The organism is Paenibacillus cellulositrophicus (assembly GCF_009363095.1).
Lineage (GTDB): Bacteria > Bacillota > Bacilli > Paenibacillales > Paenibacillaceae > Paenibacillus_AQ > Paenibacillus_AQ favisporus.
In genome coordinates, this window is sequence record NZ_CP045295.1 from 4,856,586 (window position 1) to 4,876,481 (window position 19,896).

Here is a 19,896-nt window from a genome sequence, read left to right on the forward strand (position 1 = left end):
AAAAAATCTGAAGGATGTGTCGCCATGCCGCAACTTATTGGTAGCCGGATTGTTCTGCGAGAGTACAGAAAAGAAGATTTAATTTTTATGAGAAAGTGGTGTAATGACCCAGAGATCGTCGATAACCTATCGGATATTTTCTTATTTCCACATACCTTAAATGGTACAGAGCAGTACTTAAATTCAATACTTGAGGGTAAAACGGAACAAAAAGGATTTATTATAGCAGACAAAGATACCGAGGAGTATATCGGGCAAATTGATTTGTTTCGATTAGATTGGAAAAATAGATCGGCTGAGCTTGGCATTGTCATTGGAATAAAAGAGCATCTTGGCAGGGGATATGGTACGGAGGCTATAAAGTTGCTGCAGGGATTTGTTTTTAACAGATTGAATTTGAATCGATTGCAGTTAGAAGTACATGACTTCAATGAACGGGCTTATCAATGTTATTTGAAATGTGGATTTAAGGAAGAAGGAAGGTTACGGGAAAAGATTTTTATCCATGGACGTTACTCAGATACCATTTATATGAGTATTTTGAAAAGAGAATACGAGGAGCTAAATCAGCCATGACCAGTAAGATCTAGCGAGAGCAGGCTATATGACTACAGCTGGTAAATGTTCTAACACAAGGAGATAAATATGTATGAAATTGTATTTTGTGATGTCGACGGAACTCTATTAAGTGAAATTGACAGGACTTTGCTGAACAGTACGAGAGAGTCGATAAATAAATTGCATGATAAAGGGATTAAGGTGGCAATCGCAACAGGAAGACCACATAATCCATGCGAAGAGCTTATAGAGCTCGGAATTGATACTATTATCTCAGCAAATGGAGCTCTTATTAAATCCGGGAATAACGTTATTCACAAGTCAAGCCTTTCAGCAGAAAGCGTTCGTGATTTATCGGAATTTGCGCAAATAAACGGACACAGCGTATCCTATTTCACTGATGTGATTTCGATGAACGGACTTGGGGCAGAAGATGATCGTGTAAAGAAGGCGTTAGAAGAAACATTAGGTCTGACTCAATATCCCGAGAAAATAGCCTTATTGTTAGAAGAGATATATTGTATTTGTTTGTATGCGGATGAGAGTAAAGCTCAAAAATTTATAGATCACTTTCCTAGCCTACGCTTTGAACGTTTTCATAATTATGTCCTGAATGTTCTCGAACAAACAGATGTTTCTAAATTAACGGCTATCAAAAAAGTGCTGGATCATTATAAAATCGATAAGGCTAATGCTATCGCATTTGGAGACGGTGGAAATGACATTGAGATGATAGAATACGTAGGTATGGGAATTGCTATGGGAAACAGTGTGGACAAGTTAAAAATGAAAGCAAATTTCGTTACGAAAAAAGCAAGTGAAGATGGAATATATTACGCTTTATCGAAATTTGGCATTATTTGATTTTACAGGGGATTGGAAGGATCTAAGAACAACATTGAAGACGGAAATGATGGATTTTGGGACTCCGCTAGAAAAATGAAGGGAGAACATTATGCATATCGGTGTCGACTTGGATAATACCCTACTTGATGCAACTACTGCCCATTTGCAATTTTACAATAAAGCATCTGGATTAACCTTAACCCATGAAGATGTTAATGATTTTTATCTGTACAAAATGTACGGCTGGGACAAGACGGAGAGCGATATGATTTATCATAAACATGGATATGATATTCACTGGAATTCATCCCCGTATCCTCAAGCTATACAAACGCTGGCCTCGCTTTTTAAACACCATACCATTTCAATCATTACCGCAAGACCAGCACAGTTTCGGGATGTTACCGTTAAATGGCTCGAACACCATAGCGTTCCATACAACAATATCGTATTTATTGAGGATAAACTTAAGGAATGCATGAAGCTCCAAGTCGAAGTAATGATTGATGACGGGCCTCATTATGCAGAAGAATTTGCACAAAAGAGTATGCCTGTCATTTTATACGAGCAGCCCTATAACCGATTCGTAAGACATGAGCTTGTTTATCGTGCTATGAACTGGAGTGAGGTCAAGGCGCATATTGATTATTTACAAAAGAATTCCCACGCAAAATCGAAACCATCGTAATCGCCCTGCTCCAGTCTGCTCCTAAATTCGCAAAAAAGATAAGAGTTAAAAAGGAGACATCATCTTGACCCAAACAAAATTAATTCTAGTGGAAGGTATACCCGGATCGGGTAAAACCTCTACAGCTCGATATATTAAGGGGCTGCTGGATGCTCACGATAAGGACAATCACTTGTACCTGGAAGGGGATCTAAATCATCCGGCGGATTATGAGTCCGTGGCTTGTTTGGACTTTAAAGAGTATGAAGTGTTGAAAAATAAGTACTCTGAATTAAGCGACACCATAGATTCATTTACTCAAAACGTCAGACAATATCAATTGATTTACTACGGCAAATTACAGCAGCATATACCTATCGACCAATATAAAAGCCTCATCGATGAGTTAGCAGGATTAGATGTATACAATGGACCGCTGGATCGATATCAAGAGCTCGTCATTGAAAGATGGGAAGAGTTCGTTAGCGATGCTCAAAAAGCGGAAGGAACCGTCATATTAGAATGCTGCTTTTTGCAGAATCCGCTGACTATGATGTTCGGGAGGTTCAATCAGTCACAACAAGTGATTACTGATTTTATAAAGAGAATAGAAACGATTATTCAACCTTTACATCCTAAAATCATTTACTTTTATCAAGACGATATAAGGTCAACCATCAGCAGAGTCACTCAGGAACGATCGGATGATTGGCTGCGCCATATTACGTGGTATTTCACAGAGCAGGGATTCGGTAAGGCAAAGGGATATCACGGTGTGGATGGCCTTTGTGAGCTGCTGAAGGTACGCAAGGAATATGAATTAGACATCATGGATCATTTGAAAATCGATAAATTAACGATAAATAATACTGAATTTGATTGGGAAACCGTGTTACAGGAGGTAAGGGGGTTCTTGGGAGTAGCGCGTTGAAAGGGGAATACATATGAAGCTGTTTCATTTTAGCGAAGAACCCGGCATCCAAGTCTTTGAACCTCGGACCATATACGATCAAACCGATGCGAAAGTCTGGACGATTGATGAGTACCATGCGCCGCATTATTATTTTCCACGAGCATGCCCCAGAGTCTGCATTTGGCCAAAGGATGATACAAGTGATATGGATAATGAACGTTTTTTTGGGATGTCGAAAACTAGCCGGATGATAGCCATTGAGACCGGGTGGTATGAACGGGTAAAAAAGGGTTCTATCTATCGTTACACTTTGGATGCGGCATATTTCGAGTTGGAAGAAGAGAATGCGGGATACTATGTATCAAGACGTCCGGTTATACCAATGGAGGTAGAGAGAATCGACGATTTGATAACTGCGATTTTGGATGAGGGTATAGAGCTAAGGATCACTCCATCGTTACAACCCCTGCGAGAACAAATATTGAAGTCCACCGTCAACTTTTCCATGATCCGTATGAGAAATGCAAGACAAGAATAATAGGTTGAAGAGATTTCATCCACCAGGGGGCTTTCTCCTATTGGTCATCTGCATGTATAATCATGGAAAAAGCGTCAGACAACACACGACCCAGCCTAAGATAAGAGTGATCTATGGCTGGGTTATTTCATATAGAAGAGCGGAAGAGGAAGAAATCGTTTAAAGAATGAACGATTATGCGAAGGGACCGAGGTAATGAAAGTAAAGGCAATCTTTCTTGATTTTTATGGAACGTTGGTTCATGAGGATGACGATATTATTCCAAACATCTGTAAAGAAATTAAAGAGAATGCTAGTGAAAGTTGTGAAATCAGCGATATCGGAAGGTATTGGTGGAAAGAGTTTTCTACAATGTTTCAAAACAGTTATGGAGAAACTTTTCAGTCCCAACGAGAACTTGGGCTTCTTTCGTTAACCAACACGATCACAAAATACAAAGCGAAATGCGATGCGCATTCGATCATCCAAAGTCAATTTGACCACTGGAGACAGCCTACTATATACGAGGATACCCTTCCTTTTCTGAATGAATTCAAAAATTACCCCGTCTTAATCTTATCGAACATTGATTCATCTGATGTACTAGCTGCGACGCAATATCATGGTATAGAAGTAAATGACATCATTACAAGTGAAGATATGAAATCCTATAAGCCAAGACCTGAAATGTTTCTAGAAGCATTAAGGAGACATAACTTATCTGCTGATGAAGTTATACATATTGGAGATTCTTTTACGAGCGATGTTGGTGGAGCAAGCGATGTGGGCATTAGAACCGTATGGTTAAATCGCCTAAATAAGAAGAAACCAGATGGCGCTGAACCAGACTTTATCTGTAGGGACCTATGGGAAGTAAGGGATGTCATTAACGGGCTCGAAGAAGGCAGTATCGTCAAGGAGGAGCCAGGATGCTCTACGACTTAAAAGGTGGGGCCAACATGGCTCCAATGGTGGGAATCTTATATTCTGCGGTAAAAGAGAACATCCGACGACTACAATCTATCACGAACGGTATGCTGCAAGAAGAGATGGATTACAAGGGGCCCGATAACAAGTTTAACAGCACAGCTCAGTTAATCAGTCACCTCATGTACGTGGATCTGAACTGGGTTTACAGAATAAAGGGGCTCCCGCTTCCACAGTCGCTTCAAAAGCAGTATGGCCCCATGATCGATGAGCATGGCAGGCTACCGATGGTCCAAGGGGTGTCTTTGAATACACTTATGACTCAATATGATGGTGTATTAGGCATGCTGGAAGAGGCATGTACGCAATTAACCGATGCAGATCTTGAGAAAACCGTTTCTTTTGGACATGAAAATGAGAAGCAGGCAACGATACGCTGGGGGATATGGCATATGGCCGACCATAACCGCTATCATCAGGCGCATATCAATCTGCTTCGAAAGTGGTATAAAGAAAAGTGAATTCAAGGCAAAGCAACTGGTGGAGAGAAATGTTCTAACAGTCTAAGGAGGTATGATGAATAATGTTATGAAGGGGGCCCTTGGCCTGGCTGGTGCTGCATTGATAGTTTTAGTGATGACCTGTCCAAATGAGGAAGATTACACGAAATGGCTTTCCACGGAACACGGCATAGTATGCGTGAATACCGGATCGGACATGGGGTGCAGGAGACAAGAAGCCGAGGTGAAGTGGAATTCGAGATATATTATGCACGCGGGGATTTATATGCAAGTAAAGGATAAGTATGCTGAAGGAAATATGGATTATGAAATAAAGGCCTTCGGGATTTTTAATCACTTTTTTGATTATTCTTCTATCCCTAATCGCGACTAAAAACCATCGAAAACGAAGGAGTGTATCCAATGAGTCCAGCGTTTGCTTTCTCCCGTATTGGCTACGTATATGTTCCGACAACCCGTATTGATGAATCTATTGCGTGGTACACGGAAAACCTGGATTTTAAGTTAATGAATAAGTTCCAGGACCGCGGGTCTTATATTGCCGTGCTGCATCATCCTCATCAACACTCTATCGCTTTGCTGCTCATTGAAACAGAAGACAAGCAGCCGCTTGAAATTATGAGGAACGGCAAGCCTTTTCCGATCATGGCGATAAACTGTCCGGACATTGAATACACCCATCAATTCATGAAGGACAAGGGGCTGATGGTCGAAGATTTGCAGACTCTCGGAGCTGGAGAAGCTAAATATTTTTACTTTAGAGATCATGAGGGGAATCTGCTGGAGGCCGCTTGGTCCATATGGGATCCACAGGACGAATTGAAAGAGGATTTTGTAAGGAGTTAACCCATATCAAGAGAGGAAGGCGATGTTTAATGGAATTGTTGAGTGGCTACATTTATATCCCTGTAACGAATCTAGAACGCTCCGTAGAATGGTATGCCAAATATCTTCATTTTGAAACTGCGTTTGAAGACCCTTTGTACGTGGAAATGAGGTCAACAACGGGAGTTCGGATCATGCTGATCGTAAGTGAAGAAGCGGTAAATTCACAGATGGCGTATTCAAATGGTCCGCAAGCTGCGTATGGGTTTGTCGTTTCCGATATTGATCAAGCCAGGCAGTGGCTGATAGATCATGGGATTGAAGTCAGACGGATTTCGAATTACCAGGGGAAGTCTTTTGGATTTTATGATCCGGATGGGAACATCATCGAATTATGGAGTGACTATCCGAAGGCATAACCCATGCCTGAAAGATTTACCAAAAGGGTGATTGCAAAAATGATAAAGAGATTAGCGCTAGTTCCATATAATGTGCTGATGCTGCTCGTGTGGATGTACTGGTACAGTCTTTTTTATTGGTGTATGGAGGGTTATGTGCCAGCCTATCTCATCATTGGAAGCTGCTTGTTCCTCGCTCTGGTGTGGATTTGCGGTAATGTTTTTTGGATACGAAGGGCTCAGCTTGCTTGGGGAAGTTCCGTCTTCATCATTGGATTAACCCTAATTTTGATGTGCTTCGACCCTGTATTAAAGCCCGTTTATTTTGAAAAGATCAATTCGAAAGCGATGCATCAATCTTTTCAAATACTAGCGTATTTTAGAGATTGGAAATCATGATTTAGCAACTGGAGTGACTAAGATGTTCAAAGATCAGAGTAATAAGAAGTACTTTTTGTCAGCGGATCAGATCGTACAGTTCGTCGACTCGAATGAAGGGTGTATTGCAAGCGATCGAATCACGGTGGATGGCTGCAAGGTCGGATTTATGTATCGGGAAGAAGTTTCGGGTAGCCCATATCCGGACAGCGGATGGCGGTTCATGGCCGGTGACGAAGACGAAGAATATATGGACAATGCCGATAACCATGCCATCTATCTGGTGAACACCATATGTAATTACGATCCAGACATCATCCCTTTTCTTCACTCGCCGCCAGGGACGGCATTCATACGGAATGAACGTGGCGCATTGGTGCTGGATGAGTAAGGGACGCAGCGAAACACTTCAAGTTCTTGATTGAGAATTTTTGTTGATATAATTCACGGTTCACAAATCTATTTAAATTGAACTTAAGAATAGGATGAAGGCAAGGGAGTAAAAGGATTCTGAAGAAGCGAAGCGGTCGTATTTGGCTTTCGGGTTTCCACCTTAAATAGGGCCTGTACCATCAAGAAATCCGAAAACAAGAGCGATCGTAGGAACATTTTACGTACTTGCCCCATCATCCATTACTTTTAAGGAGTTATTAAATGTCAACCCAAGATCCTATCTATACGAATCAATCTAACATGTATGACGCCATGGTCAGCCGTCAGCCTGATCTATATGACATCATCAATACAATCAGAGTTTTCAAAAATTTGGACGTGCTGGATTTAGGCGCAGGGGCGGGGCGATTATCGACGGTGATTGCGCTTGAGGCGAAATCTCTAATCTGCACGGATATCTCCCGTCCGATGCTGGACATCTTGGAGAGCAAGCTGCAGGGGATGAACGGTCCGCTGAATTGGAAAACCGTGGTGTCGGACCATAGGCAGCTGCCCATACCCGATCAGAGCGTTGACCTGGTTGTTTCGGGGTGGAGTATTTGTTACCTGGCCGATACGTCGGATACTCATTGGGAACAGAATCTGGAACAAATCATGGCCGAGCTGCAGCGGGTATTAAGGCCGAATGGAACGATTATCATTTTTGAAACGATGGGAACAGGATATGAGACGCCGCATCCCCCTGGATTTTTACAGCCGTATTATGCATTACTTCAAGACAAATACGGATTTGACCATCAATGGATCAGAACCGATTATGACTTTGGAAGTATCGAAGAAGCCATTCATCATACGGAGTTTTTCTTCGGACCAGAACTCGTTGATCGGATCCTTCAGAATCAGTGGGCATCGGTTCCGGAATGTGCGGGGATCTGGTGGAAGCATTTTTGAAGATGAGCTTTTACATAGCTAAAAGGAGTGTTTGATATGAACTTCCATTTGAATGAAGCCCTCGAAATTTTGGAGCGCACACCGCAAACCTTGGAGCGCTTCTTGTCCGGTCTATCCGAGGGATGGCTGCATAGCAATGAAGGGGAAGGAACCTGGAACCCGCTTGAAGTCGTTGAGCACCTCGTTGAAGCGGAGAAGCATAACTGGATCCCGCGGATGGAATCCATTCTTGCGGAAGGGGAAAACAATCCTTTTCCCGTATTCGACCGCTATGCCCACTTGAAAGACACGTCTGAGAGAACCGTTGAAGAGGCATTATCAGAGTTCCATACCATCAGAATGGCGAACATATCCAAACTGAGGGCGGTCGTCAGTCCTCTCGATCTGGAAAAGACCGGTCTGCATCCGGAATTCGGTGTCGTGAAGTTAAGGGAGCTCCTCTCTGCATGGGTTGTTCATGATTTTACGCATATGGCGCAAATGGTCCGGGTGATGGCGGAGAGATACCGGGCTGATGTTGGGCCGTGGAATGCCTATTTAGGTATTTTAAAAAGGAGCTGATCTCTTCTGCTTTCGAAGAGCTGCCTAGCTCGCCATAGCGTTTAGCCCTAATTTGAAGGTAGGATGGTGTCGGCCATGAAGACCGGGATCGAGACGAAAGAGTATCAAGCAAGTTTAGGAACAGGTACGATGAGGGCGCTTGTCTATGAAACTTACGGACAGCCGGATGTTCTTCGGATTGAAGAGGTGGAAATCCCTAAGCCCAAGGAACATGAAGTGTTGATCGCGGTCCACGCCGCATCTGTAAACTCCTGGGACTGGGATCTCCTGCGTGGAAAACCGTTTGTGAACCGTATTGGTGGGATGCGGAAGCCCCGTTACCGCATTTTAGGTGCAGACATTGCAGGAAGGGTTATCGCTGTGGGGGCGGCCGCCAAGCGGTTTCGTCCCGGCGACGAAGTGTTCGGAGATATTTCCGGCTGCGGCTGGGGAGGGTTTGCAGAGTACGTCTGCGCTGACGAAATAGCACTGACGCCGAAGCCGGAAGGGGTGAGCTTCGAGCAGGCAGCAGCCATCCCTCAAGCAGCGATTCTGGCCTTGCAAGGACTACGTGATAAAGGAAAGCTATCGAAAGGCTGTCACGTTCTCATCAATGGAGCCGGCGGCGGTGTAGGCACGTTCGGGATTCAATACGCCAAGCTGCACGGGGCAGTGGTAACCGGCGTAGATCGGGCGGAGAAGCTGGAAACGCTGCTTTCCGTGGGGGCGGATCATGTTGTGGATTACATGAATGAAGATTTTACTGCAGGTGACAAGCGGTATGATCTGATCCTCGATGTGGTCGGAAACCGATCCGTATTTGCGATCCAGCGCGCACTCCAACAGGGCGGCACCTATGTCATGGTGGGTGGTTCCTTTCCGCGTATTTTTCAGACATTATTGACTGCACCGTGGACGGCTAAGCTTCAAAAAAAGAACTTGGGATTGCTCATCCATAAGCCGAACCATGAGGACCAGTTGATCTGGAGGTCTTTGGTGGAAACGGGTCAAGTCAAGCCCGTCATTGATCGGGTTTATTCGTTGGGGGACGCGGCCAAGGCTTTTGAGTATTTCGGCCAAGGTCGAGCGATAGGCAAGGTGGTCGTTCGAATAGACAGAGGCGTTCCTGAGAAATAAGGATGTTTTAAGGAAAAACCTTGTAAATTTTAGGAATCCGTATAAAATGAATTCAATGTTTTATGGGACGTTACAAAATATCAGAGGAGAAGAGGATATGATTCAATCCATCGTGCACATCGCGCTAGTAGTTAAGGATTACGATGAGGCTATCGATTTTTATACGAAGAAGCTTCATTTTACGTTAGTTGAGGATACGTATCAGCCGGAACAGGATAAGCGCTGGGTCGTCGTTGCTCCTCCGGGTTCGGCAGGCACGACCATTTTGCTCGCGAGGGCATCGAAACCCGAACAGGAACCATTCATTGGCAATCAGTCGGGCGGAAGGGTGTTTTTATTTCTGAATACGGATGATTTCTGGAGAGATTACAACGATATGATCGCCAAAGGGATCGAGTTTGTGAGGGAGCCGAAAGAGCAGCCCTATGGAATGGTCGCCGTCTTTAAAGACCTGTATGGGAACCTGTGGGACTTGCTTCAATTGAAAGAAGGCCATCCGATCATGGAGCGAATGAAAGCGGGTTATTCCTAAGAAGAGAAGGAGTAAGACGATACGAACCCAACAGGAGGATACGATGCCCGAAATCTCCAAAATACGAAGAGGAACAGCCGATGAAGCGAATTACGTAAGAAATAAATTGATTGAATTTAACTCCAAGCAAGTTCCCAATGGCGTTTATGAAGAAGTGAACCTGTGCATAAAGGACCAAGAGGACCGCATCATAGCCGGCCTAAACAGCGTGATATGCTGGAACTGGATGGAAATTGATATTTTGTGGGTGGATGATGAGCATCGTGGAAGCGGACATGGGAAAAGGTTACTGGAGGAAGCGGAAGAAATTGCATGCTCAAAGCAGTGTACTTTCATTAAATTGAACACCTTCAGCTTTCAAGCTCCCGAGTTCTATAAGAAGTACGGATATAAAGAAATGGCTGTGATCGAGAACGCACCTCTAGGAAATAAGCATTACTACTTCATAAAAGAGTTAATCGATCATCAAGTTTAGGAGCATGATTGGAGTGACAACAAGATCAGGCAACGTAAGGGCTTGTTTTTTATACAAGTATTTATTGGTGAGCGGGTGATGTCATTCTGGACAGAACCCATCATCCCAAACCAGCAATTAGAAAGCAGGTCGACATTAGCTCATGAGATACAAACATCTTTTATTTGATCTGGACGGCACGATTACGGACCCTAAGATAGGGATTACTAAGTCGGTACAATATGCACTGAACAAGTTGGGGATCCAAGAGGATGACTTAGATAAGCTGGAGCCGTTTATCGGTCCCCCGTTGAAAAATTCGTTTATGGAAATCTATTCCTTTTCCGAGGACCAGGCGCTGCAAGGCGTTGAATATTATAGGGAGTATTTTAGGGAGCGCGGAATGTATGAAAATGAGCTGTATCCTGGGATGCAGAGCGTGCTGAAGCAGCTGCAGGATGATGGATTTACGCTGTATGTCGCTACCTCTAAACCGAAAGTGTTTGCGGATGAGATCCTCAAATATTTTGAAGTAGACCATTACTTTGAATGGGTCGTTGGCAGTCATCTGGATGGGACGCTGTCCGACAAAACCGAAATCATTACATACATCCTTCAGAACAGAAATCTTGTTAAAAGCGAAGTGGTTATGATCGGCGACCGAAAGCACGATATGATCGGGGCCAAAAACAACGGGATTGACTCTATTGGAGCCGAGTATGGATATGGAAGCGACGGAGAGCTGCTCCGTGAAAATTGCACTTATTACATCAAGAAGATTGAGGACATTCTGGGAATAGTCTATTAGGAATGGAGTGTCGCGGACGGTCAGACGATAAAACAAATGTGAATGAGGAGAGCAACCGAGATGAATGTACGATTAATCAAACCTACGGCAGAACTGCAAGAGGAGTACCTCTCTTTTTATCTGGACTGGAAGGAAAGCAACGAACCGATTGTGCCTTGGGTAGTTTCGAAGGATCCTGCGGATTTTGCAGGGATGATCCGATTTTTAGAGGACAATGAACAAGGCAAGGACCTGCCGGATGGATATGTAAGGAACTCCACGTTGTGGCTGGTGACGGAGACGAATCGGATCGTTGGAGCCGTAAATATACGACATGAGCTTAATGAAAAATTATTGGAAAGCAGCGGACATATCGGATATGGGATCCGTCCTTCGGAAAGGCAAAAAGGCTACGCCACTCAATTGCTCTCCTTAGCCCTTCAAGAAGCAAAGAAGCTTGGAATACATAAAGTGTTGGTGGTCTGCGATGCCTATAATATAGGCTCCAAGAAGACGATCCTCAACAATGGCGGGATTCCAGACCAAGACTTTATTGAGGAAGACGGAAATGTCTTGAACCGATTTTGGTTCGAGGTCTAAGGGCAGCACAGACCGGAAAAGAATACTTTCGATGACATGGCTCACACCGTCAGAGGAAGAAGCGGATTTTCACCCAGTAGACTTCAGTTGAGAGGGAGTGGGATGACAGTGTTGGTATCCATATCGGCGATGGTATTCACTATTTTGACTTTAATTGTGGTGCTTTTTCAACTGGCTTTAGCACTAGGAATGCCATGGGGAAGTTATGCGATGGGTGGAAAGTTTCCGGGGAAATATCCGCCGGGTCTGCGAGTGGGGGCGATTGTCCAGGCTATCGTTCTTCTCGCCATCGCGTCGATCGTGCTGAGCAGGTCGGGCTTCATCTTCACGGCTTGGGATTCATTTGCCAACAAAGCGATCTGGTTTGTGGTTGCTTTTTCAACGATTTCAACCATGCTGAACCTGATTACTCGAAGTAAATGGGAAAGAAGGATCTGGTTGCCCGTCTCTGTGTTATTGCTCGTAACGAGTGTGATTGTTGCGGTGGGGTAGCTATGTTAGATCAGGCGGATGTGGAGGTAAGAGAGAGGCTCAAGGAGCAGCTGTTTGGGGAATCTTCATAAGATTCTTAAGGATTCACAATCCTGGAGAAAGTGACGGGAACGCTTGTGCGTATATGTGTTAAAAGGTAAAATATAACTACAATTGAATCTTGGGTGGGCATGGTTTCCCTTCGAAAGGAGGTGAAGCCATGGAAGTAAAAGACGCATTAACGATCATGTTCCTATTTGGGACGTTCATTCTTGCTCTTTTAACATACATCAATAATAACAACAAGAAAAAGTAAAAACCCACCCAAAGGTTGGAAGCAAAAGGTGGGTTTTTTCCTTTATACTGACTAAGAAGGGGAATCCCATCCAAGCCAATTGTATGGACCAAGTGTTACCAGCACTTGGTCTTTATTACATATATAATAACACAAAAAAAATATGTATCAAAGATGATGCAATTTAGGATTTGATCTTTTTGTAGGTGCGCATTTGTAGGATTGTAAGGAACGCGAACAATTATAAAGATCCGAAAGAGATTAAAGGAAATGGTCCGAATCATTTTGAAGTAGCGAGACGGATCAACGAGTATATTGAAAAATTTATTTAATGGAGGCTTGTAATGGCCAAATTCATCAAAATTGAGGGAATCGTCGAAGTTCGAGATGATGAGGATAACGATATTTTTATAGACGAATTTTTAGAATTCATAGAGAGGCATCAATGGTATTTCGGTGGCGGGAGCAGAGAAGTGAATGAGTCGGGAGAGGATCTCTAATTCTAGTGAAGGGAGGAGGAAGTATTTGAACATATTATGGGACTTCGATGGTACCTTGTTTAATACATACCCGGCCTATACGAACATTTTTTATGAGGTGTTGGAACAGCAAAGACCCACAGAAGAAATCCTGCAGCAACTGAAAATCTCGTTTACTCACGCAGTTAAGTACTTCAATCTAACGGAGTTTCAAATCGAAGAAATTTTTAGAAGAGAAGAGAGCCTGCAACCGGAACAAACACCACCCTTCCCCGATTTAGAGAACATTCTACGGACAGCAGAAAAGAATGTAATAATGACTCACAAACCTCGGAGAGAAGTCATCCAAATACTGCAACATTATCACTGGGAGTCTTATTTTGTGGATATCGTGGCCGGGGACGACGGCTTTCCCAGAAAGCCGGATCCGGCGTCATATCTACATTTGCACCATAGAAACCGAATCGATTTCATTATCGGCGATCGGGAGATCGATATATTGCCTGGTAAGGCTTTAGGAATTAAAACCTGCTTGTTTCAAAACGAAACCCCAGGCGCCGATTTTTACCTAACCAACTACAGAGACTTTTTCAACGTTATACCCTTAGAGAAATAACGACTCAGGCGCCGGTCAATATTCCTATTAAAGTATGCGGATGTGATCTGTTTTTAGTGGGTAAATCGAGTGAATAGGAGGAGGGCGTTATGTTTTTCGTTAATGCGAGGGCCATCATTGAACGCGTTCACCGCAACCAAACGGAAATCATTCTTCAGACCCGGAACAAGCCGGGCGAAGAATCGTTGGAATTGCCGGGAGGGAGACTGGAACTCTTTGAACCGATCCTGGATGGATTAAAACGCGAAGTGCGAGAAGAGACAGGGCTCACGATCGTCGAAGTCGAAGGCGGCGAGAAAAGGATCGATACGGCCGGGATCAACCCAGGGTTTGAGGTGGAGTGCGTCGAACCCTATTGTGTATACCAGACCATCAAAGGTCCGGTTGATTCCATTGGCATGTATTTTTTATGCAGAGCGGAAGGGACCTTGCTTCGAAATGGCGATGAAACGGCGGATGCCGGTTGGAGACCGGTCGAGGAAATCCAGAGGATGATGAAAGAGGAACCAAGACAGTTTTCCGATGTGGACCGGGCTGGGATCATGTATTATTTGAAGCATAAGTTTGGGTTGTTACAGTAAAGTAAAGCAGTATAACTGCAGGTTGGGCGAAAGGGAGGAACTTCATGAACAGCGCATTTATTTTTGATATGGACGGCGTCATTATTGACAGCGAACCGATTCATTTTGACGTGGATATTAAGACATTGGATTACTTTGGTGTGAAAACGACAGAACAGGAGCTGGAGCGGTTTGTCGGGATGACGAATCCCGAGATGCTGGGCATTTTCAGGCAGGAGCATAACTTGGTGCATACGATTCAGGAAATGATTGAGTATCAACTGAATTTGAAAATGAATATTCTCAATAATCTCGAAATAGAGCCTATAGAAGGCATTCGGGAGCTGATTGCTCAACTTAAGCAGCGGAATATTCCGATGGCGGTCGCTTCGTCTTCTCCGAGGATTTTTATTGAAGGTGTTCTTGGAAAATTCGGGTTGAGCCATTTTTTCAAGACCGTGGTCAGCGGTGAAGAGGTTCCAAAAGGAAAACCCGCACCAGACATTTACCTCGAGACAGCAAAGCAGCTCGGAGTCGACCCGCAGAATTGCGTCGTCCTTGAAGATTCAAGAAACGGGGTAATCGCCGCCAAGAAGGCTGGCATGATGTGTATTGGATATCTGAATCCGAACTCGGGGAACCAGAACCTGGACCAAGCGGATATCACGGTTCATTCCTATGATGAGATCAAGCTTGGGGAGATTTTTTAAGCGGATGGAGATTCTGGTTACAAAGGCAGCCGATTCGCAAAAAGAATTATTAGCAAACTTACTACAGTTCTATGTATATGATTTTACCGAATTCACTAATATCGCTATTGGCGAAGACGGGTGTTATCCAAAATTGCCTGAACTGGATGCTTACTGGGATCCTGCCAGTGGACATCATCCCTATCTGATCAAAGTGGACGGTGAAATAGGCGGGTTTATTTTAACAATAGAAATAGAACATCCCAGAAAGTACAGCCGATTATGCCATTTTTTTATTCTTCGCAAATTTAGGAGGCTGGGAGCCGGTACAGGGGCTGCTGTGGACTTTTTGAAAAGTAGTTCGGGGGAATGGGAGCTAAGCCAACTTAGCAGCAATATTCCAGCTCAGGCGTTTTGGGATAAGGTCATAGACAAAGTAGCCGTTGAGGGCCAAGTCAGCGTAAGAATGGAGAAGGGCAGAAGGTATCAAAATTTTATTGTGAAAAAAGGATAAACTCATGCGCTAAATGAGTATGGCTTCCAGTGAATATTTCGTTATATCTCATGAAAGGGAGGATCAGGATGCCAATTTGTATCAATCAAAATGGGGATGTGTTTGACGAATTTCTGCCCGTGTCCGAAGAGGAAGCAGCCCAAATGAACCTGGATTTTCCGATAACTCACGCCTTGGTCGTTGCCAGGAATAAGGACGGATTTTTGCTGCTCCATAATACATGGAAAAATCACTGGGAATTACCCGGCGGAATATTGGAGCCTGGCGAATCCCTTCGGGAATGCGCTATACGCGAGATGGCTGAGGAGACCAATCAAATCTCGGATCGTGTTGCGTTTAGAGGAATGATGAAGTTCCGGTTAAAGGACGGCAGGATTGAATACGGTGGATTATTTTGCGCGGATATTGACCAGGAGAGGCCTTTTGTCATCAATAATGAAGCGAGCAGAATTGTATTCTGGGATGGTCAACAAGACATCGGTTATATTGATGAGATCGACAAGGAATTATTGAAATATTATGAGGCTACCTAATTCAAAGGAGAGTTGCGGTTGAAATCTCCAGGAGGCTCAACCTATCCCTATTACTACAAAGGCGGGGAAATCCATTGTTTGAAGTACGGAAACAAATACAAAAACCACGATCAGCTCTTTGCCTTAATGAGGCAGGAGGAAGCGTTTATTTTTCAACACAGCAACAAGAAGCTGAAGATTTGGGTCGATTTCTACAAAACATCCGTGACGAAGTCTGTGATTCAAGAACTGATCCATAACATGGATCACTTGAACCCCCGCATTCAGAAGCTTTCGTTTGTGGGATTGTCCGGGTTTAATCAGTGGAGGGTCAGACGGGGTTTGAAGAAGCTAAAGGCGGATTATAAGGTTTCCTTTTTCTCAGACCCTGAGGAAGCCAAAACCTGGTTGATCCGTGAATAGTGAAGGGAGGAAGTATTTTGAACCATCTCGTAGAGAACGTCGATCACGTGCAATTGCCGGTGCAGGATATTCCGCAAGCGGTTGAGTGGTATAACAAAGTGCTGGGTCTTGAAGTGATGACGGTGTACGATCACGCGGCTTGGTTAAAATTTAGCTCTGGTCCGGTTCTCATGCTGCACCGCAGCACAAAGAATGAGAGGACATTTTGGCTGGCGGAAGATGAATTTCCGATGCCTTCTTTTATGTTCATCACCCGGCAGATCGAACGCCTGCACGATACCCTGCAGGACAACGAAGTACATATCAGGCAGTACGAAGATCACGGATTCGGTTGGGTCATCAAATTTGTCGATCCGTTCGGAAATGAGCTGGGAGCTTATCAGCCTAAGGAGCAGCCGCAGTGAAGAGGCTCGTCATCCTGACTGTAGGGGTAACCCACAGCGGTAAATCGACGTTTGCCCAAGCCTTGGAAGGACAGCTGCCGAACTCCCTGGTCATTGATCAGGACAACCATGCAGACTTTATCAATACCCACTACCGGGCTTTGCTGCCAAAACAAGGACCTAATCGGATCAAATACGCTGTGACTCAAACCATTGTGGATTATGCGGTAAACCAGACCTCCTATCATCTCATCCTGTGCAACTCTAACCGCCATCGCCATGCCCGCCTCAAACTGATCGATTATTACAGAAATCACGGGTTTACAACAGTTATCGTTTATTTTGACCTTCCGGATGCGGTTCTTCAAGAACGGGTAGCTCACAGCAAGCGCAGCACTTCCATCTTCAGTAAGGCTTCTTCCTTTAAAGCAGTTTTGGATCGGCAGCAGGCGGAATCTCCGGCCAGCGGCGTCATAGAGCCTACGGCAGAAGAAGCGGACCATTTCTTTGTGATCCGGAACGGTGATGATGCCGGTGACGTGATTCGTCAGGTTGCTGAACTGGCAGCACCCAACTTCGACTGAAAAGGGGCGGCGTTCCGATGAGAAAGCCCCTTCTGCAATCTATCGTTTTCTCGGCAGTCTACGATCATCATTTCAACTTTAGTTATCCCCCACAAGGAGGACCACGAATTTGAATACAGACACGCTATTCGACACCTTTCCTACCTTACACAACGACAGCATTGAACTTGGTAAAATCGAACCGCCACATTTAGATGACCTGTACGCGATTTATTCCAACGACCGCGTGTTTGACTACTGCGGGATCATCCCCAAGCACAATAAAGATACGGTGAAAAAGATGATCGGGCATTTCGAACGCGACTATAACAAAAAATCGAGAGTGAAGTGGGGCATCTTTATCCCGGACTCCTCCCGAAAGCTGGTCGGTATTGCCGAAGTGTATGATATCAATTCCAAAGTGAATATGATCTCCATCGGCTATTTTTTAAATGAAGATTATTGGGGGCAGGGCATCGCCACGAAAGCGGTGCAGCTGCTGACCGACTATTTATTTGAACAGGTGGGGGTCAATCGGCTGCAGGCCGAAGTGATGCCGGCGAACGATGCTTCCAAGCGCGTGCTGCAGAAGAACGGTTTTATACTGGAAGGGACGCTAAGGCAGGCCACCGTCTGGTCGGGTAAAGGCGTTGTCGATTTGGAGATCTACGGCTTGCTGAAAGAAGAATATGCTGCCTCCCATACGGCGTTGAGCAGTTCAAAAAATATAGAAGAGCCCGGGGTTCGTTTCAGATAGCTGTAACCTAGGCTGCCCTTTCTGAGAGGATGATTCGTTTGAAAATTGCGCTGGTATTGTTCGATGGCGTTACGTTTCTGGATTTTGTCGGCTTTTATGATGTCATCTACCGCTTGCGGCAGTTTGAGCCAACGAAAGATACGACATGGGACATTTGCGGTTTAACGGAGGAAGTGACGGATGAACTGGGGATGCGGGTCAGCGTGAATGTAATCTGGCCGGATTTATCGGCGTATGACCTGGTGTTCATTCCTGGGGGAATGGGAACGCGAAAGCTGCGGGAGGATGCGGATTTTATCGACTGGATTCGAACGGCTGAATCGGCGGAATTCAAAGTGTCTGTATGCACGGGTTCCCTGCTGTGGGGAGCTGCGGGGTTTTTAAAAGGACGGAAAGCGACGACCCATCCCAACGTCTACGACTTGCTGCAGCCTTACTGCGAAGAGGTGGTTCAGGCCCGGATTGTAAAAGATGGCCATTTCATCACGGCCGGCGGGGTAGCTACCTCCATTGATCTGGGCGTATACGTCATTGAACGATTCGCAGGAGCAGAAGCGGCGCAGCTCGTGAAAAAGCAGATCGACTACCCTTACCAAGCCGCCGGTATTATAGAGGTATAACCAGGACAGCGCGGGTAAGCGGCCTGTCTTAGGTGCTTCACGGGTCGCATGGATTGTTTTTATTTTCCGGAAATGATAACTTGAAGTAATGACCAACGGAGGAAGTTGGATTTTATACTCAGGAGTGTTAACGGAAATGACAATCGCCAAGAACTTAACTGAACTTATAGGAAATACGCCGCTGCTGGAGCTGGGCCATGTGATGGAGAAGCACGAGCTTCAGGCGACCCTCATTGCCAAACTGGAGTATTTTAACCCGGCAGGCAGCGTAAAGGACCGCATCGGTTATGCCATGATCAAGGATGCCGAGGAGCGCGGACTGCTGAACAAGGACTCGGTGATCATCGAGCCGACGAGCGGAAATACCGGGGTAGGCCTGGCTTTTGCGGCAGCGGCTCTCGGTTACAAGCTGATTATTACCCTGCCGGAGAGCTTTAGCCTGGAGCGCCGCAAGCTGCTGCTTGCGCTTGGGGCCGAGCTGGTGCTGACACCGGCGAATGAAGGGATGAGCGGTGCCATCCGTAAAGCCGAAGAAATCGCGGCATCCACCCCGAACTCTTTTATTCCGCAGCAATTTAACAACCCGGCCAATCCGGCGATTCACCGGATGACGACAGCAGAAGAGATTTGGAGAGATACCGGCGGAGATGTGGATATTTTCGTCAGCGGCGTCGGTACAGGTGGCACCATCACTGGCGTTGGCGAAGTGCTGAAGGAAAGAAATCCGTCCGTGCGGATCGTGGCGGTGGAGCCTTTTACCTCGGCGGTTCTGTCCGGAGGGAAGAAGGGTGCACACCAAATTCAAGGCATCGGAGCGGGCTTCATACCGGATAACTTCAATCCGTCCATCGTAGATGAGATCATCCAGGTCAAGGACGAAGACGCGCTGGAAACGGCCCGGTCGCTGTCGAGATGGGAAGGACTGCTGGTGGGCATCTCGTCCGGGGCTGCCGTGTACGCGGCCATTCAATTGGCCAAAAGACCGGAGTATCACAATAAAAGGATCGTCGTCCTGCTGCCCGATACAGGGGAAAGATATCTCTCGACGCCTCTTTTTCCTAACGTATAAC

At 45.2% G+C, this 19,896-nt stretch carries 32 protein-coding genes; all 32 read left to right on the plus strand.

The window, feature by feature from the left end:
• Positions 1-24 precede the first annotated feature (24 nt).
• The 32 genes from GCU45_RS22055 to cysK all read left to right on the plus strand — a co-directional run bounded on the left by GCU45_RS22055 (position 25) and on the right by cysK (position 19,895).
• Entirely contained in the window at positions 25-576 is a 552-nt protein-coding gene (locus tag GCU45_RS22055) for a GNAT family N-acetyltransferase (RefSeq protein ID WP_152400550.1), read from the plus strand.
• A gap of 69 nt (positions 577-645) precedes the next feature.
• On the plus strand, positions 646-1,422 hold the full coding sequence (locus GCU45_RS22060; RefSeq protein WP_152400552.1) for a Cof-type HAD-IIB family hydrolase: 777 nt from the start codon (positions 646-648) through the stop codon (positions 1,420-1,422).
• Between the two features lie 91 nt (positions 1,423-1,513).
• A complete protein-coding gene (locus GCU45_RS22065; RefSeq protein ID WP_152400554.1) occupies positions 1,514-2,092 on the plus strand; it encodes a 5' nucleotidase, NT5C type in 579 nt (192 codons plus the stop codon).
• Positions 2,093-2,156: 64 nt separating this feature from the next.
• Positions 2,157-3,002, plus strand: coding sequence for a P-loop NTPase family protein (locus GCU45_RS22070; protein WP_152400556.1), 846 nt, complete (start codon positions 2,157-2,159; stop codon positions 3,000-3,002).
• A gap of 13 nt (positions 3,003-3,015) precedes the next feature.
• A complete protein-coding gene (locus tag GCU45_RS22075; protein ID WP_152400558.1) occupies positions 3,016-3,522 on the plus strand; it encodes a DUF6886 family protein in 507 nt (168 codons plus the stop codon).
• A gap of 195 nt (positions 3,523-3,717) precedes the next feature.
• A complete protein-coding gene (locus GCU45_RS22080; protein WP_152400560.1) occupies positions 3,718-4,446 on the plus strand; it encodes an HAD family hydrolase in 729 nt (242 codons plus the stop codon).
• Positions 4,431-4,949 (plus strand): DinB family protein, encoded by a 519-nt coding sequence (locus GCU45_RS22085; protein ID WP_152400562.1) that lies wholly within the window; start codon positions 4,431-4,433, stop codon positions 4,947-4,949. Before GCU45_RS22080 ends, GCU45_RS22085 begins: the two co-directional genes overlap by 16 nt.
• A 52-nt stretch (positions 4,950-5,001) precedes the next feature.
• A complete protein-coding gene (locus tag GCU45_RS22090; RefSeq protein WP_152400564.1) occupies positions 5,002-5,322 on the plus strand; it encodes a hypothetical protein in 321 nt (106 codons plus the stop codon).
• A gap of 29 nt (positions 5,323-5,351) precedes the next feature.
• A complete protein-coding gene (locus tag GCU45_RS22095; RefSeq protein WP_152400566.1) occupies positions 5,352-5,795 on the plus strand; it encodes a VOC family protein in 444 nt (147 codons plus the stop codon).
• 29 nt (positions 5,796-5,824) lie between these two features.
• On the plus strand, positions 5,825-6,193 hold the full coding sequence (locus GCU45_RS22100) for a VOC family protein (RefSeq protein ID WP_167527185.1): 369 nt from the start codon (positions 5,825-5,827) through the stop codon (positions 6,191-6,193).
• 400 nt (positions 6,194-6,593) lie between these two features.
• Positions 6,594-6,941, plus strand: a complete 348-nt coding sequence (locus GCU45_RS22105) for a DUF2185 domain-containing protein (RefSeq protein ID WP_152400570.1) — start codon at positions 6,594-6,596, stop codon at positions 6,939-6,941.
• A gap of 263 nt (positions 6,942-7,204) precedes the next feature.
• Positions 7,205-7,894, plus strand: a complete 690-nt coding sequence (locus GCU45_RS22110) for a class I SAM-dependent methyltransferase (protein WP_152400572.1) — start codon at positions 7,205-7,207, stop codon at positions 7,892-7,894.
• A gap of 36 nt (positions 7,895-7,930) precedes the next feature.
• The gene (locus GCU45_RS22115; protein ID WP_152400573.1) at positions 7,931-8,455 is read left to right on the plus strand and encodes a DinB family protein; all 525 of its coding nucleotides are present in this window, start codon (positions 7,931-7,933) and stop codon (positions 8,453-8,455) included.
• Between the two features lie 75 nt (positions 8,456-8,530).
• On the plus strand, positions 8,531-9,571 hold the full coding sequence (locus GCU45_RS22120; RefSeq protein WP_244364212.1) for an NAD(P)-dependent alcohol dehydrogenase: 1,041 nt from the start codon (positions 8,531-8,533) through the stop codon (positions 9,569-9,571).
• Between the two features lie 97 nt (positions 9,572-9,668).
• Positions 9,669-10,103 carry a VOC family protein gene (locus tag GCU45_RS22125; RefSeq protein WP_152400575.1) on the plus strand — a complete coding sequence of 145 codons (435 nt, stop codon included), beginning with the start codon at positions 9,669-9,671 and terminating at the stop codon, positions 10,101-10,103.
• A 43-nt stretch (positions 10,104-10,146) separates the two neighbouring features.
• Positions 10,147-10,578 carry a GNAT family N-acetyltransferase gene (locus GCU45_RS22130; RefSeq protein ID WP_152400577.1) on the plus strand — a complete coding sequence of 144 codons (432 nt, stop codon included), beginning with the start codon at positions 10,147-10,149 and terminating at the stop codon, positions 10,576-10,578.
• A 142-nt stretch (positions 10,579-10,720) separates the two neighbouring features.
• A complete protein-coding gene (locus GCU45_RS22135; protein WP_152400579.1) occupies positions 10,721-11,365 on the plus strand; it encodes an HAD family hydrolase in 645 nt (214 codons plus the stop codon).
• A gap of 60 nt (positions 11,366-11,425) precedes the next feature.
• The gene (locus GCU45_RS22140) at positions 11,426-11,944 is read left to right on the plus strand and encodes a GNAT family N-acetyltransferase (protein ID WP_152400580.1); all 519 of its coding nucleotides are present in this window, start codon (positions 11,426-11,428) and stop codon (positions 11,942-11,944) included.
• Between the two features lie 102 nt (positions 11,945-12,046).
• Entirely contained in the window at positions 12,047-12,436 is a 390-nt protein-coding gene (locus tag GCU45_RS22145; protein ID WP_244364214.1) for a hypothetical protein, read from the plus strand.
• Between the two features lie 199 nt (positions 12,437-12,635).
• Positions 12,636-12,731: a competence inhibitor ComI gene (locus GCU45_RS34260; RefSeq protein ID WP_019419116.1), complete on the plus strand. Its 96-nt coding sequence runs from the start codon at positions 12,636-12,638 to the stop codon at positions 12,729-12,731.
• 323 nt (positions 12,732-13,054) lie between these two features.
• Entirely contained in the window at positions 13,055-13,210 is a 156-nt protein-coding gene (locus GCU45_RS33860) for a hypothetical protein (protein WP_167527186.1), read from the plus strand.
• A 25-nt stretch (positions 13,211-13,235) separates the two neighbouring features.
• Positions 13,236-13,805: an HAD-IA family hydrolase gene (locus GCU45_RS22150; RefSeq protein WP_152400582.1), complete on the plus strand. Its 570-nt coding sequence runs from the start codon at positions 13,236-13,238 to the stop codon at positions 13,803-13,805.
• Between the two features lie 89 nt (positions 13,806-13,894).
• On the plus strand, positions 13,895-14,386 hold the full coding sequence (locus tag GCU45_RS22155) for an NUDIX hydrolase (RefSeq protein ID WP_152400584.1): 492 nt from the start codon (positions 13,895-13,897) through the stop codon (positions 14,384-14,386).
• Between the two features lie 44 nt (positions 14,387-14,430).
• Complete coding sequence (locus GCU45_RS22160; protein WP_105445945.1) at positions 14,431-15,075, plus strand: HAD family hydrolase; 645 nt, start codon at positions 14,431-14,433, stop codon at positions 15,073-15,075.
• Positions 15,076-15,079: 4 nt separating this feature from the next.
• Positions 15,080-15,568 carry a GNAT family N-acetyltransferase gene (locus GCU45_RS22165; protein WP_152400586.1) on the plus strand — a complete coding sequence of 163 codons (489 nt, stop codon included), beginning with the start codon at positions 15,080-15,082 and terminating at the stop codon, positions 15,566-15,568.
• A gap of 143 nt (positions 15,569-15,711) precedes the next feature.
• Positions 15,712-16,101, plus strand: coding sequence for an NUDIX domain-containing protein (locus tag GCU45_RS22170; protein WP_167527187.1), 390 nt, complete (start codon positions 15,712-15,714; stop codon positions 16,099-16,101).
• 18 nt (positions 16,102-16,119) lie between these two features.
• On the plus strand, positions 16,120-16,503 hold the full coding sequence (locus GCU45_RS22175) for a hypothetical protein (RefSeq protein ID WP_244364216.1): 384 nt from the start codon (positions 16,120-16,122) through the stop codon (positions 16,501-16,503).
• A 17-nt stretch (positions 16,504-16,520) separates the two neighbouring features.
• A complete protein-coding gene (locus GCU45_RS22180) occupies positions 16,521-16,907 on the plus strand; it encodes a VOC family protein (RefSeq protein ID WP_167527188.1) in 387 nt (128 codons plus the stop codon).
• Positions 16,904-17,470: an ATP-binding protein gene (locus tag GCU45_RS22185; protein ID WP_152400594.1), complete on the plus strand. Its 567-nt coding sequence runs from the start codon at positions 16,904-16,906 to the stop codon at positions 17,468-17,470. Before GCU45_RS22180 ends, GCU45_RS22185 begins: the two co-directional genes overlap by 4 nt.
• A gap of 109 nt (positions 17,471-17,579) precedes the next feature.
• Positions 17,580-18,206 carry a GNAT family N-acetyltransferase gene (locus GCU45_RS22190; RefSeq protein WP_152400596.1) on the plus strand — a complete coding sequence of 209 codons (627 nt, stop codon included), beginning with the start codon at positions 17,580-17,582 and terminating at the stop codon, positions 18,204-18,206.
• Between the two features lie 38 nt (positions 18,207-18,244).
• Positions 18,245-18,826, plus strand: coding sequence for a DJ-1/PfpI family protein (locus GCU45_RS22195; protein WP_152400597.1), 582 nt, complete (start codon positions 18,245-18,247; stop codon positions 18,824-18,826).
• A gap of 136 nt (positions 18,827-18,962) precedes the next feature.
• Positions 18,963-19,895: a cysteine synthase A gene (cysK, locus tag GCU45_RS22200; protein ID WP_152400599.1), complete on the plus strand. Its 933-nt coding sequence runs from the start codon at positions 18,963-18,965 to the stop codon at positions 19,893-19,895.
• Position 19,896: the final 1 nt, after the last annotated feature.